Genomic DNA, 15,926 nt, shown 5'->3' on the forward strand with positions numbered 1-15,926 from the left:
CCCAAAATTTGGTTAAAAGGATTTTGTTTATTGACGAAACCGACTTGGGAGTATTTGTCGGCTAGGGACGGTTTTCACTTCACACCGGCAGAGTTCGCAAACAAGATCGATCGACCATTTGGGCCACTGGTGGCTAATAATTGACTTCCCTGGGTTAGTTTTCCCCCGCCGCGCTCTTCTTGCTGGCGATCGGCACACCCAATGCTCTACTACGGATGCGCGATCGGCTCGCGCACAGATCTGCCTCAGTATTATTTCGACGCCACGGGAACACAATCCTGTGCAAAAATATACAGAGCAGAGTGCGCCCGTACTTGGGTGAGGAGAGTTTTGGGGCGATCGATCGCAAGTGCCGATCTGCACGCTAAACCTATACCTGCCGTCTTTAATAGCACCGCCGCCACTCAAAATCGGCGCCACGCACAAATTAAAAAGTAAAAATGTATAATTTAACAATAAACTACACATTTTTAATTGTTAAAGTTTAATTTAAAAGTCTCAACCTAACACTTGCTTAACTGTCAAAAATATGCCTGAAATTCCAGTGGAAAGTGCCGCACTGTTTCAGAACAGCATCACTGAGCTAGAGGAGGTGGAATCAGCCCTCGAACTCGCTTGGAACGAACTCGAAAAACAAACAGCAGAAACCATTGCTCAGATAGCCAAAGCCGGCGCCGCAAACGCACAGGAAATCAGCGAGCGCTTTGTCGCAGCCAAGGAACTCCGCCAGCAACTTCAAACCAAAATAAAACAAGCCAACTCGCAGCGGGAATTTCACCTAGAAAACTCGCCAATGGCAGTTCTAGAGTGGGATAGCGAACTGCGGGTAGTGCGGTGGTCGCCAATGGCCGAACAAATATTTGGCTGGAGTGCAGCAGAAATAATCGGCCAATACTGGCACGAATGCTCAATAATTTATCCAGAAGACTTCGAGCAAGTCAGCGCTGCGGCAAATCAAATGTTTTACAGCAGAGAACCCCGCAACGTTTGCCGCAACCGCAACTCTACCAAAGATGGCTCAGTAATTTACTGCGAGTGGTACAATTCTGCACTAATCGATGCAGAAGGAAAATTAGTTTCAATTCTGTCTTTTGCCACAGACATCACCGAACAGCACCGCACTCAAGAACAACTTCGCCAGCGCCAACAGGCCTTCAGCGCCCTAGCGGAAAATGCTACCGATATCATAGCGCGGTTCGATCGAGAACTGCGCCACCTTTACGTCAACAAAGAAGTCGAACGAGCCACCGGAAAACCCCCCTCAGAATTTATCGGCAAAAGCAACAAAGAATTAGGAATGTCCCCCCACATTTGCAACCTGTGGGACGAAGCGTGTGTCAAAGTTTGTCGCACCGGCAAACAAGAAACCATCGAATTTGACTTTCCCACTCCCGATGGGACAAAATACTATCAAAGTCGAGTAATTCCCGAATTTGCTGAGGACAATTCAGTAGAAACAGTTTTAAGCATCACCCGGGACATCACAGAAATCAAACAAGTCGAAGCTCAGTTGCGTCAAAGCGAAGCTAGGTTTAGGCGCGTAGTTAACTCTAATATTATCGGCATCTTTTTTTGGGAAATTAACGGTCAGATTACCGACGCAAATCAAGCTTTTTTAAACCTAGTAAAATACACAAGACACGATTTGCTTGAAAAAAAAATTAGCTGGCTAAAAATGACACCGCCAAAGTACCGCAGCCTAGACGAACAAAAACTTGCAGAAATGACAGTTACCACCACAGCTATTCCCTATGAAAAAGAATACATCTGCTCGGACGGCAGCCGCGTTCCGGTGCTGCTAGGCGCTGCATTTTTAGAAGGAAGCCAGGAAGTTGGGGTGAGTTTTGTGCTGGATTTGACACAGCGCAAACAAGCTGAATTAGAGCTGCAAAAACAGCAAAAACTTTTAGAAAGCATTGTTACAACCCTCCCGAACTTTCTGTACATTTACGACACAGAAGCACAGCAAAATATCTATGCCAATGCAGCCGTCACAGCCATCCTGGGCTACACTCCCCAAGAAATGCAAGAGTTGGGTACAGAAGCTATTTCTAGCTTAGTTCACCCCGAGGATCTGCACAAGTTAAGTGCAAGTATGCAGTGGCTGGCACACAGCACCAACCCTCACGCTACAAATGACACTGACTACAGAATCAAACACAAAAACGGCGAATGGCGGTGGGTGCACGATCGATCGACAATTTTCAAAAGAACCCCAGGGGGACAAATTCAGCAAATTATCGGTTCGATACTCGACATCAGCGATGCCGTGGCGGCAGCTACGCAACGCAAACAAGCCGAAGAATCCTTAAAAGAGCAAAACGAAGTGCTGCAAACAATCTTCGACAACGTGCCAGTCATGCTATCATTCTTGGGACATAGCGGTGAAATAGAGTGGGTAAACCGCTACTGGGAAAAAGTGCTGGGCTGGAGTTTTGCAGAACTCAAAAACTACGATATCTTTGCCGAATGCTACCCGCAGGCAGAATACCGCCAATACGTTTTGGATGAAATCCAAGCAGCAACTGAGAACTGGAAAGACTTCAAAACAACAGTTAGAGACGGGCGAATAATTGACACTACTTGGGCAAATATTCGTCTCTCCGACGGCCGACACATCGGCATCGGTCAAGATATCAGCGATCGCAAACGAGCCGAAGCAGAACTCAAACAGCTCTACGAAACTTTAGAAGTTCAAGTTGCCCAGCGTACCGCCGAACTTGAAACTTTTTTTGATGCTTTACCCGATCACATTTTTGTTGTAGAACGCGAAGATATGCGTCAGGTTTTTGTCAATCAACCTTTGGCAAAAATGGCAGGGTTCAACAGCCGAAAAGAAATGCAAGGAAAAACCGTGTCTGAGTGTTTTTCCCCTGAAGTTGTCACAAAATTTGTGCGTGAAAACTTGCTGGTATTTGAATCAGGTGAAACTCTACACTTGCAAGAAAAATTTGTATTGTCCGGCGATACTGTTTACTTCGACACTTTTAAAATTCCTCTCAGGAATCTCGATGGCGAGGTTTATGCTTTAATTGGCACTTCTCGCGATATCACTGAGTTGGTTGAGACAAAACAAGCTTTGTCGAAACGCACTGAGCAATTAGAGGCTGCTAATCAAGAATTAGAATCTTTTTGCTATTCTGTTTCCCACGATCTCCGCGCTCCTTTACGCCATATTTCAGGTTTTGTTAATGCTTTGAAACAACGCTTAGAATCAACTGAAATCTTGAACGATCCTAAAATCGTTCACTACATGGAAGTGATTGATGATAGCAGCCAAAAAATGAGTTTGTTGATTGACGGTTTACTCGCTCTTTCGCGGGTGGGCCGCACCGAGTTAGTGCAAATTCCGATCGATCTCACCCGCCTGGTGCAAACTGCGATTAAATTGACTAAACCCCGAACAGCCGGAGATCTGGGCCCAACTCCCGACAGCGTTGAATTTGCCGTCGGAGATTTGCCGACGGTGATGGGAGATCCCACCTTGCTGCAACAGGTGTTCAGCAACTTGATTAGCAACGCCGTCAAGTTCAGCCGCGGACGCACTCCGGCTACAATAGTTATTGATTCCTTACCTGATGGAACGATTTTTGTCAAGGATAACGGCGTGGGTTTTCCGATGGAATATGCCGATCGACTTTTTGGAGCCTTTGTGAGGCTGCATTCCCAGAGAGAATTTGAAGGTACGGGGATCGGTTTGGCGATCGTCGGGCGGATTATTCACCGCCACGGCGGCACGATTTGGGCAGAAAGCATACCTAGTCAAGGAGCCACGTTCTACTTTAAACTAGGCAAACAATCTCAAACAGCAATGTAGATTCGCAAGTGACCAGTATATAGCAGTTCTCAGAAAGATCGGGTACGCTTGGGTAATCGGGAAAAAGGTAATCGGCAATCACCGAAAAGCTTGCTGTTCAAAAGCTTTCTGGCACATTATTCATTACCTATTACCAGACATACGTCACTCTTCGCCTTCGATGCTATAGTAGTTCTTAATTTATAATTGAAAACTATTATACAGTTCAATAAGTAACAGTCGGTTCTGCCAGCCCTCCGTTGCACGTGCTAAATCAATGTCATCAAAACATCATTAATATTGCTAAAGCATTAAAAATCTAACTAAAAACAGTGATACAAACTTAACTATACTCAATTTAATAAATGAAATCTAGCCCAAAAACGAACAACAAATTTAATACTCCACAATACCGTATGTTAGATAGAACTCAGACAAACTATTTACTAAAAACAGTATCAGAATCAACGTTAAAATTGTTGATTGTCGAAGACATGGCGGAAGATCTGGAATTAATAGTGCTCGCGTTAGAAGCGGGGGGAGTAAATTTTAACTACGATACTGCCGAAACAGCAACAGAATGCAGACAACTGATCCACAATTGCAAGTACGACGCAGTGCTGTCAGATTACCGCCTCCCTGGGTTTAACGGTTTAGAAGTGTTGAAATTAATGCAGGAATTAGGGCAAGAAATACCATTTATTTTAGTAACGGGAAGTTTGGGAGAAGAAGCGGCAGTTGAGTGCATCAAAGCCGGCATGAACGATTTTGTATTAAAAGGGCGGCTGTTTAGGCTGCCAACAGTATTAGAACGATCGCTCCAAGAATACAAAATGCGCCGCCAGCAACAATTCGCGATCGCCCAAATTCAGCGGCAAGCGACTCGTGAGGCGATCGTCAACCGCATCATCCAAGCCATGCGCGAAACCCTGGTACTCGACGAAGTGCTGCAAACTACCGCAGATCAACTGCACGAATCTCTCGAAATCAGCGGCTGCGCGATCTTGCAGCCAGATGCTGAAGGCAGGATTGTAGTCCGCCATATCAGCAAAGCCGCAGAGAAACAAGGACTCATCGGGCTAAATTGCACATTTGCCCAACACTACCAAACCGAACTCGCGGCAGGAGAAGCCGTCGTCATCGAAGAGTTATCGGGCCTGTGCCCGTCCCTGCAAGCATCAGCAGAGTTTGTAGGGTTTCGCACCGTCACGATCGCACCGCTGCTTTACCGTCAGTCATTTTTGGGAGGAATTAGTATCTATCAGTGCGATCGCGATCGCTATTGGAGCGCCGAAGAACTGTCGCTACTCAAAGCGATCGCAGATCAATGTGCGATCGCAATCCACCAAGCCGAACTCTACCAACAAGCCCAAACCGAACTCGCAGAACGCAAACGCGCTGAAGCCGAAGTCCGCGGCATCCAGCAACAGCTAGCCACAATGGCAGCCAACATTCCCGGTTCAGTCTACCGCGCCGTGCTGCATCCAGACGGCACAACCTCCATGCCCTACATTAGTCCGGGGGTGCGCGAACTTACTGGGATCGGGCCAGAAGAAGCAATGGCGTACCCCGAACAGTTGACCAAAATCATCCATCCCGATGACAAAAGTTCCTATGACAGCAGCGTCGCAGCATCGAGTGCCAGTCTGTTGCCCTGCGATCGCCAGTACCGGATCCTGTTGAATTCAGGCCAAGTCAAGTGGGTGCAAGACAGCGCCAGATTTTCCAAAAACAAAAACGGGGACATCATTATAGACGGAGTAGCCCTTGATATCAGCGGACGCAAACAGGCAGAATCAGCCCTCAGACAAAGCGAACAGCGATTTCGATCGCTGATTGAAAACGCCACAGACATCACGATCATTCTCGACGCCGAGGGCATATTCCGCTACATCAGCCCTTCCGTCAAGCGAATTTTAGGCTACGCGCCCCACCAGGCGATCGGGCGCAGCGCCCTAGGGACTGTTCATCCCGACGACTGCGCCGCGATCGCCCAAACCCTCCACAAAGCCATTGAAAACCCCAAAACAAGCCAGTGCCCCCTGGAGTATAGAGTGCTCCACCGCAACGGTTCCTGGTGTTATGTAGAAGCTGTAGCCACCAATTTACTGCACGATCCGGCAGTCAAGGGCATCGTGATCAACTGCCACGACATCACTCAGCGCAAACTCGCCGAAGCACAATTGCTGCACGACGCTTTTCACGATGCCCTTACCGGATTGCCCAACCGATCGCTATTTAGCGATCGGCTGGAACACGCTCTGAGGCTAGCAAAACGGCGCAAAGACTACTTATTTGCCGTGCTGTTTCTCGATTTAGATCGATTTAAAGTAGTCAACGATTCCCTCGGCCATGCGATCGGCGATCAACTGCTAGTTGCGATCGCGCAGCGTCTAACAGCTTGTCTCAGAGTCGGAGATACAGTGGCCCGCCTCGGAGGAGACGAATTTGTGCTGTTACTCGAAGACATCGACGGCGTAAATGAAGCTACCAACATAGTCAACCGCTTGCAAAAGACAATCACCTCCCCCATCCTGCTAGACGGACACGAAGTCTTTATCACCGCCAGCATCGGCATTGCATTGAGCTCCGGCGAATACGAGGAACCGACAAGCCTGCTACGCGACGCCGATACAGCCATGTACCGCGCCAAAGAACTCGGCAGAGCCCGACACGAAGTTTTCAATAGTTCCATGCACGCCCACGCTTTGAAGCTGTTGCAGTTAGAAAATGACCTGCGACGGGCGATCGAATCAATTAGAGACCCCGCTAGAGAAGAAGACTCTCCGCAATCAGCCCGATCGGGCTTACCTCCCTTATCCCCAACACCCCAGTTTATCATTCACTACCAGCCGATTATGTCGATCGCCCATAACACAATTATCGGTTTTGAGGCCCTGGTGCGGTGGCAGCATCCTGAACGAGGCTTAGTTTCGCCCAACGAATTTATTCCCATAGCCGAAGAAACCGGATTGATCGTACCGCTGGGCCGCTGGGTACTCCGCACAGCTTGCCAGCAAATCCGCCAGTGGCAGCAGCTATTTCAAAATAACCCGCCCTTAAGCGTCAGCGTCAACCTGTCAGTCAAACAGTTTTCTCAGCCAGATTTAATCGAATATATCGATCGAGTTCTCGAAGAAAGTCACCTCGACGGCAACAGTTTAAAGCTAGAAATTACCGAAAGCGTACTCATAGAAAATTCCGAATCAGTCACAGCCATGCTGGTGCAGCTTAGAGCCCGAAACATACACCTGTGCATCGACGACTTCGGCACCGGCTATTCATCACTCTCCTACCTGCACCGCTTCCCCACCAATACCTTAAAAATAGACCGATCCTTTGTCAGCAGGATGGGAGGCGACTTCGACCTCGGCAAAGGAGGCATCGACCCCACAGAAATTGTGCGATCGATCGTGACTTTATCCCACAATTTAGGAATGGATGTAGTAGCAGAAGGAGTCGAAGAAGCCTCGCAACTATCGATACTCAAAGGATTAAAATGCGAGTTCGCCCAGGGATTCTTTTTCTCAAAGCCAGTAGACTCTCAAACAGCAGCAGTCTTAATCCAGCAGCAAGCACAAAATTAGAATTTGCGAAGATTTAGTCTGTCACACAAAGGTCATTAAAAAAACACTGAACTTTGTGGATCCCATTTCGGCATAAAATCTTAAAATATTTTAAAGCTGTCCCTAACTGGCGTCATCCAAATCATTATGGCTATTGGCTACCTCGCCCTCGTTCTCCACGCCCACCTGCCCTTTGTCCGCCACCCCGAAAGCGACTACGTTTTAGAAGAAGAATGGCTGTTTGAGGCGATCGCCGAAACCTACATTCCCCTGCTGCAAGTCTTTGAAGGGCTAAAGCGCGACGGCATCGACTTTAAAATTACCATGAGCATGACACCGCCCTTGGTAGCCATGCTGCGCGACCCCTTGCTGCAAGACCGTTTCGACGACCACTTAGCAAAACTCGAAGAACTAGCCGAACTCGAAATTGAACACAACAGCGACAACGGTCACGTTAGGTACTTAGCCGAACATTACACCGCCCACTTCTCCCAAGTTCGGAATTATTGGGAAAAGTTCGATCGAGATTTAGTCAAAGCCTTCAAACAATTTCAAGACAGCAACAACCTTGAAATCATGACCTGCGGGGCCACCCACGGCTACCTACCGCTGATGAAAATGTACCCCGAAGCAGTTTGGGCGCAAATACAAGTAGCCTGCGAAAGCTACGAACAAAACTTCGGCCGCCGCCCAAAAGGCATTTGGCTGCCCGAATGCGCCTACTACGAAGGCTTAGAGAGGATGTTAGCCGACGCCGGCCTCCGCTACTTCCTCACAGACGGTCACGGCATCCTCTACGCCCGCCCGCGTCCCCGCTACGGTAGCTACGCCCCAATTTTCACCGAATGCGGAGTAGCAGCATTCGGTCGGGATCACGAATCATCCCAGCAAGTTTGGTCATCCGAAGTCGGCTATCCGGGCGCCGCCGAATACCGCGAATTTTACAAAGATTTAGGTTGGGAAGCCGAATACGACTACATCAAACCCTACATCATGCCCAACGGCCAGCGCAAAAACACCGGGATTAAATATCACAAAATCACCGGTCGCGGATTGGGTTTAGGCGACAAACAGTTATACGATCCGTATTGGGCGCGGGAAAAAGCAGCCGAACACGCCAGCAACTTTGCCTTTAATCGCGAACGCCAAGTCGAGCACCTCAACGGCATCATGCAGCGTCCTCCGATTATCGTTTCACCTTACGACGCCGAACTTTTCGGTCACTGGTGGTACGAAGGGCCTTGGTTCTTAGACTACCTGTTCCGCAAGAGTTGGTACGACCAAAATACCTACGAAATGACGCACTTAGCCGATTATTTGCGCGGAAATCCGACTCAGCAAGTATGCCGTCCGTCCCAGTCTAGCTGGGGTTTCCGGGGTTTCCACGAATATTGGCTAAACGATACCAATGCTTGGATTTACCCGCACTTGCACAAAGCCGCGGAACGGATGATTGAATTGGGAAACATGGAAGCAGAGGATGAGTTGCAGTTGCGGGCTTTGAATCAGGCTGCGCGGGAAGTGTTGTTAGCTCAATCGTCTGACTGGGCGTTTATCATGCGTACAGGGACGATGGTGCCCTATGCAGTGCGGCGGACGCGATCGCACTTAATGCGTTTCCACAAGCTGTACGATGAAGTCAAAGAAGGCAAAGTCGATTCCGGCTGGTTGGAGAAGGTTCAGGAGATAGACAACATCTTCCCCGAGATCAATTATCGCGTTTATCGATCGCTTTAAGCAAACTTCGAGCTAATTTCCCGCATAAAAAAACCCGCCAGTGCGGGTTTTTTTATTAAGTCTTAATTTACCCGCTCGTAGTAAGTCTTAGGGTGCGCCGCCATCAACAATATGTCGAGCAAATCGAACCATATAGTAGCAACGCACCATGCCAGGGGTGGCTTAACTAATATCATTTCTCTCAATTAGGACTTACGCACTGGTGGTCTGAAACCGGATTTTTTTACAAAAATTATTCTCTAGAGGCACAACTTTTGGCGAAAAACCTGTTTACTCGATCTAAAATGCGTAATTAGTGTCAATTTTTGATACTAAAAAATTAGTTTTAAGTGTGTTTACTCAACTATTTTTCAGGTGCATCGCTGCTCAAAAAGTCGATTTTTATTGAAGATTTTTTATGTATCGGCACCCTAGGGCTTCAGACTACGTTTATCAACGTTAATCAGCCGTTTCCCTATCCATCAAAAAATTATGGGCGTTGCTGAATTTAGGTATGATTCAGTCGCTTAGGCAATCTCGGAAATGAGCGAGTAGGGGCAATTCATGAATTGCCCCTACTCGCTCATTTCCGAGGCAAATCATACTCCAAATCAGGAACGCCTAATTTTGTTCTCTAATTATACCGCGAATTTAGGAATACCAATTTGCTTACTTGTTCAGACGAAAAGAACATCAGGTTTGAGCGAACCAACTATACAATAAACAATCCTAATTTTTTATTGGTATTTAGAGGGTGGCAAAACTTGCGATCGCTTTTGGTAGTAGCAATAAAATGAAAATCATGTGGAAATTACGGATTCTAATCAGACCCCAAGTACGTTAAGATAATTTGTATCACAAACATAGTCAACCAAAAAACTCCCAAAAAGCTCTCAGATATTGTGTAAAAAAGCACACTTTTAGATTGACTGTGGTATATTATAACATAATTCACTCACTAGATTTAATTTAACTAAATGCTTATGAGTATTAAGATTAACTACCAATTAATAGAAAAAATCAACCAAGGTTTGAATACAGTAGTTTATCGGGCTCAGAGGAAGCAAGATCGACAAGCTGTAATCATCAAAATTTTGAGAGCAGAATATCCTAATCTCGAAGAGATTATGCAATTGAGACATGAATACGAACTCTCTAGAAATCTCAATTTAGAAGGTATTGTCAAGCCCTACGGATTAGAAAATCATCGCAATGGTCTGGCATTGATATTAGAAGATTCAAAAGGAGAAGCACTCAAAAACTTTTTGAGCATTCACAAGCTTAAACTAAAAGATTTTTTATCAATCGCTATTCAGTTAGCAGATACTCTGGGTAAACTGCATGACAACCAAATTATTCATAAAGATATTAAACCAACAAATATCATCATCCATCCTGCCACCCTCCAAGTAAAAATTACTGACTTTAGTATTGCTACGCGATTGTCTAGATCGACCCAAACACTCAGCCATCCCAATTTACTAGAAGGCACAATTGCCTATATGTCACCAGAGCAAACTGGGCGGATGAATCGCTCAATTGACTACCGCACAGACTTCTACTCTTTAGGTATCACATTCTATGAAATGATGTGCGGTGAAGTGCCATTTAAAGCTACAGATCCAATGGAATTAGTTCACTGCCATATCGCTAAACAGCCTGTATCGCCCTGGAAGATTATATGTGCAAAAGAGCAAAATAGGCAAGTAGAAATTAGCAGCAATCACTCCAAATCTCAAATTCAAAATGGCGAGATTCTCAAAGCAATTTCTGACATTGTGATGAAATTAATAGCCAAGACTGCTGAAGATAGATATCAAAGTGGTTATGGCCTCAAGGCCGATCTAGAACAATGTCTAAATCAATTGCAGCAAAGTGGAAAAAATTGTAACTTTATTCCGGGCAAGTGTGATAAATCAGGTCATTTTCTGATCCCCCAAAAACTGTACGGACGAGAAACGCAAGTAGCCAATCTAATGGATGCTTTTGATAGAGTTAGTGCTGGAACAGCCGAGATGATGCTAGTTTCCGGTTACTCAGGAATAGGTAAATCATGCTTAGTTTATGAAATCCACAAACCCATTGTCAGAGCAAGGGGTTATTTTATCGCTGGTAAGTTCGATCAATTTAAACGCAATATTCCCTATGGAGCCTTGATTCAAGCTTTTGAAGAACTAATTCGACAATTGTTAACAGAAAGTTCTGAAAAAATAAATTTTTGGAAACAGGAGATTTTAAATAATTTAGGTCAAAATACTAGAGTCATAATTGACGTTATTCCCGAATTACAATTAATTGTTGGCGAGCAACCCGAAGTTACTCAACTAGGGGCAAGCGAATCACAAAACCGTTTCAATCATGTTTTTCAACAATTCATTCATATTTTTACCCAAAAAGCACATCCCCTAGTATTATTTTTAGATGATTTGCAGTGGGCAGATTCTGCTTCTTTGAAATTGATTCATGTGCTGCTAACTGACCGAGATAGCAAATATTTATTCGTGATTGGAGCATATCGAAATAACGAAGTCAGCCCAGCTCATCCGTTAATGCAGACCTTAGATAGTATTTATTCATCTGGATCGATCGTCAATAATATCATCCTTCAACCGTTGACATTTAATACCGTCAGTCAATTAGTTGCTGATACTTTGGGTGAAAGCTTCTTATCAGCAGCATCTCCTCTGACTTGCTTGTTCGATCAACAAGAACAACTTGAGGAAGAAAGTTTACTTGTAGGAAACGATGGATATGAAACACAAAGATGGCAATTACTAGCTGAGCTAGTTTTCAATAAAACTCAAGGAAATCCCTTTTTCTTAACTCAGCTACTCACTACCCTTTACGCAGAAAAACTGTTGACATTCGACTTCAGCATTGGCAGATGGCAGTGGGACATGGGACAGATTCAAACTGTAGGAATCGCCGATTATAATGTCGTCGAACTCATCGCCAGAAACATTGAAAAACTACCTTCAGATACCCAGAAAGTTTTAAAGTTAGCAGCTTGTATTGGGAATCGATTTGATTTGGATGTTTTGGCAATAGTCAATGAAAAATCTATATCAGAAACGGCATCTGCTTTATGGGAGGGGCTTCAGACTGGTCTAATTTTGCCTTTGGGAGAAAGTGCTTGCAAAATACCGTTACTGTGCCAGAGTAATGAGTCCTTGGTAGTAGCCAATACTCAAGGAACCCAATTAGAAATTAATAATTACAAAGTTTCCTACAGATTTTTGCATGACCGAGTGCAGCAAGCAGCATATTCTCTGATTCCTACTGAGCAGCAAAAAGCTACGCACCTGAAAATTGGTCAACTCTTGTTACAGAATATGAATCCAGACATCCTAGAAGACAATATCTTTGATATTGTTAACCAGCTAAATGTCGGAGTGGAATTCCTTACCGAGCAAGAAGAAAAATATAACCTGGCTCACTTAAATTTAATAGCTGGTCGGAAAGCCAAAGCAGCGTCAGCTTATGAAGCTGCTGTCACACAACTAAGAGTAGGGTTAAAACTCTTAGCAGAAAACAGTTGGCAGACCAACTACAATCTGACACTATCACTCTATGTAGAAGCCGTAGAAGCGGAATATCTTAATACCAATTACGAAAGGTCAGCAACCCTGGCTGAAGTTGTTTTGCAAAAAGCAAACACTCTGCTCGAAAGAGTGAAGGTATACGAGCTCCAAATCCAGTTTTATATGGCTCAAAATCAGATGTTAAAAGCCATTGATACGGGTCTGCAAGTATTGGATATGCTGGGTGTTTCCTTGTCAAATGAAGTGGGCGACGGGGGTTTTGTTTTTGAGTTACCAAAGCTCAGCGACTTAGAAAATATCCCAGAAATGACAGACCCCTACAAAATAGCAGCTTTAAGGATAATGACATCCCTTGTTTCTCCTGCTGTCGCTGCTAATCCCGAAATTTTGCCCCTGCTTATAGTGAGCTTGGTTAAAATCTGCCTGGAACACGGCAACTCCCCTCTTAGTGCTGTTGCGTATGTCTCTTATAGTGTAATACTGTGTTCGGCAATCGGGGATATAGATGCCGGATATCATGCAGGCAACTTGGCTTTAAAGTTGTTGGATAAATTTAATGCGAACTCGCTTATATGTAAAGTACATCAAATATTTTATGGTTTGGTTATACATTGGAAAGCGCATGGTAAAGAAGCGTTGTTACCCTTACTCTCTGGGCTACAAAGTGGACTGGAAACTGGAGATATAGAATATGCTGGTTATTGTATTACTGTTTATTGCGCGAGCATATTTTTGACGGGGGAGCGATTAGACATTGTAGATCATAAGCAAAGACAATATCTTGATTTGGCAATCAAGCTAAAACAAGACTATTCAATCTACTACATCAAAATATTCCACCAAATGACGCTAAATCTTGAAGATAGAAGTGGAGAAAAATGTCAGTTGATTGGCGAAAGTTTTAATGAAACACAAATGCTGCCTGTTTTTATTGAAAGTAACAATCGAACTTTGCTATATGTTTCCTATCTTGCCAAAACAATTCTTTCTTATCTATTTAAAGAACCTAAGAATGCTATTGCCAGCGCCAGTTTAGGCGCAGAACACGCAGGTAACGTCATGGGTATGGTAGTTTCTGCTCCTCATAACTTCTATTATTCCCTTGCTCTACTCGCTGTTTATCCTCAAGTTTCTCAGGCCGAACAACAACAATATATGAGCTTGGTAGAAGCTAATCAACAACAAATGCAGAAATGGGCATTCCATGCCCCCTTTAACTTCCAGCATAAGTACGAACTTGTGGAGGCCGAAAAAGCAAGGATTCAAGGGCAAATTTTAGAATCAATGGACTATTATGACCGAGCTATAACGGGAGCTAAAGAACAAGGATACATTCAGGAAGAAGCACTAGCTTCAGAACTAGCGGCAGAGTTTTATTTATCCCTGGGCAGAGACAAGTTTGCTCAAATTTATCTGACACAGGCTTACTATGGATATATTCGTTGGGGAGCCAATGCCAAAGTTAAAGATTTAGAGTCTAGATATCCTTTGGTATTTTCCGAGATTCTAAAGCGAGAATCCATAGGCCTAGAGATTAATAGGACAACAACATCGGTCGCAGGAGGAAATTCGGCGGTATTGGATTTGTCTACTGTCAACAAAGCATCTCTAGCCTTGGCTGAGGAAATAGTGCTGGATAAGTTGCTGAATAAGTTACTTAAAATTGTGATGGAAAATGCCGGAGCTACAAGTAGCTGCCTGATTCTAGAAAAAGATGGAAAGCTTTTGATAGAAGCTACAGGTGTTGTGGATAGTGATGCGGTTGTATTGTATTCAGACTCACCATTTGAAACAAGTGACAATCTTCCTATTTCTATGATTAATTATGTTCGCATTGCCAAAGAAAATATCGCATTAAATGATGCAGCAGTTTCAGGAATATTTATCAACGATCCTTACATCATCAAAACCAAGCCGAAGTCAATCTTGTCTATGCCTCTTATTAATCAAGGCAAACTAATTGGAATTATTTATTTAGAAAATAATCTGACAGTAGGTGCCTTTACAACGGAGAGGCTGGAATTGTTGAAGATACTTTCTTCACAGATAGCTATCTCCCTTAAAAATGCGATGCTCTATGGTAAATTGGAAGCCGCAACTCAAAAATTGAAAACAGCCAACGAGCAATTAGACGATTACAACCAAAGGCTGGAACAGAAAGTCGAAGCAAGGACGCTGGAGTTACAAGAAAAAAATAGACTTTTGAGAGAACAAGCAGTTGAGCTTGAACTTGCTTTACAGGAATTGCAAGCGACACAGACTCAACTAATTCAGACTGAAAAAATGTCAAGTCTGGGGCAATTGGTTGGTGGTATAGCTCACGAAATTAATAACCCGATTAACTTTATCTATGGCAATCTTACCCACTCTAGTGACTATGTCGATCACTTGCTGGGGTTGCTGAATCTTTACCAGCAGCAATTGCCTAATGCAACTCCTGAGATTCAAAACTATGCAGAAGATATTGATATCGAATTCATAATTTCAGATTTTCCTAGATTGATTGATTCGATGCAGGTAGGGGCAGAGCGCATTCGCCAGATTATCTTGTCGCTACGGAATTTCTCGCGCTTGGATGAGGCTCAAATGAAACCAGTAGATATCCATGAAGGGATCGATAGCACTCTGCTGCTGTTACAAAATCAGCTACAAGCCAGCACCTCAAAATTAGGTATTGAAATTGTTAAAGAGTATGGAAAATTGCCTAGGGTAGAGTGTTACCCCGGCTTTTTGAACCAAGTATTTATGAATATACTCAACAATGCGATTGATGCGATTGAAGAGTCATTTGCGGTTTGTCCCACAGTAGCTGCACAGAAAAAAGAATTTGTGACGCATAATAAAGGAAAAATTTGCATTCGCACCAGAGTCGTAAACCGTAATAAAGTGGAGATATCTATTGCGGACAATGGAGCGGGGATGACTGAGGAAGTATGTCGAAAAATTTTCGATCCTTTCTTTACTACGAAACCTGTGGGATCGGGTACTGGTTTGGGGTTAGCTATTAGCTATCAAATTGTGGTGGAAAAACATCAGGGGAGCTTAACTTGTATTTCAGCACGAGGTAAGGGAGCGGATTTCGTGATTGAGATTCCTATTCAGCAGAAAATTTAATAAGGAGAAGGTAGCAGGTATAATTTTTCTGAAAATTTGATAGTTAAAAATTATTCTATATTTTCGTCTTTCGATTATTGGCAATACCCTTTTTCAAGGGTTTTGCTACATCAGTCATGGACGCAAGTTTCACATTAAAGAAAGGTACGTTGTTGCGCTTGAGCGCTCTCATGTATCAACTAGAGCGCTCAA

The 15,926-nt window shown here is 44.3% G+C and carries 5 protein-coding genes; all 5 read left to right on the plus strand.

Annotated features, from left to right (window positions below; translation table 11 throughout):
- Window positions 1-201 precede the first annotated feature (201 nt).
- The 5 genes from JGK07_RS17475 to JGK07_RS17495 all read left to right on the plus strand — a co-directional run bounded on the left by JGK07_RS17475 (window position 202) and on the right by JGK07_RS17495 (window position 15,734).
- Window positions 202-438, plus strand: coding sequence for a hypothetical protein (locus tag JGK07_RS17475; protein ID WP_293179892.1), 237 nt, complete (start codon window positions 202-204; stop codon window positions 436-438).
- Between the two features lie 91 nt (window positions 439-529).
- The gene (locus JGK07_RS17480) at window positions 530-3,817 is read left to right on the plus strand and encodes a PAS domain S-box protein (protein ID WP_293190913.1); all 3,288 of its coding nucleotides are present in this window, start codon (window positions 530-532) and stop codon (window positions 3,815-3,817) included.
- Window positions 3,818-4,212: 395 nt separating this feature from the next.
- Window positions 4,213-7,383: an EAL domain-containing protein gene (locus JGK07_RS17485; RefSeq protein WP_293179898.1), complete on the plus strand. Its 3,171-nt coding sequence runs from the start codon at window positions 4,213-4,215 to the stop codon at window positions 7,381-7,383.
- A 126-nt stretch (window positions 7,384-7,509) separates the two neighbouring features.
- The gene (locus JGK07_RS17490) at window positions 7,510-9,099 is read left to right on the plus strand and encodes a glycoside hydrolase family 57 protein (RefSeq protein WP_293179901.1); all 1,590 of its coding nucleotides are present in this window, start codon (window positions 7,510-7,512) and stop codon (window positions 9,097-9,099) included.
- A 962-nt stretch (window positions 9,100-10,061) separates the two neighbouring features.
- Entirely contained in the window at window positions 10,062-15,734 is a 5,673-nt protein-coding gene (locus tag JGK07_RS17495) for an ATP-binding sensor histidine kinase (RefSeq protein WP_293224519.1), read from the plus strand.
- Window positions 15,735-15,926: the final 192 nt, after the last annotated feature.

It is taken from the genome of Microcoleus sp. PH2017_24_DOB_U_A, assembly GCF_020738205.1.
Classification (GTDB): domain Bacteria; phylum Cyanobacteriota; class Cyanobacteriia; order Cyanobacteriales; family Microcoleaceae; genus Microcoleus.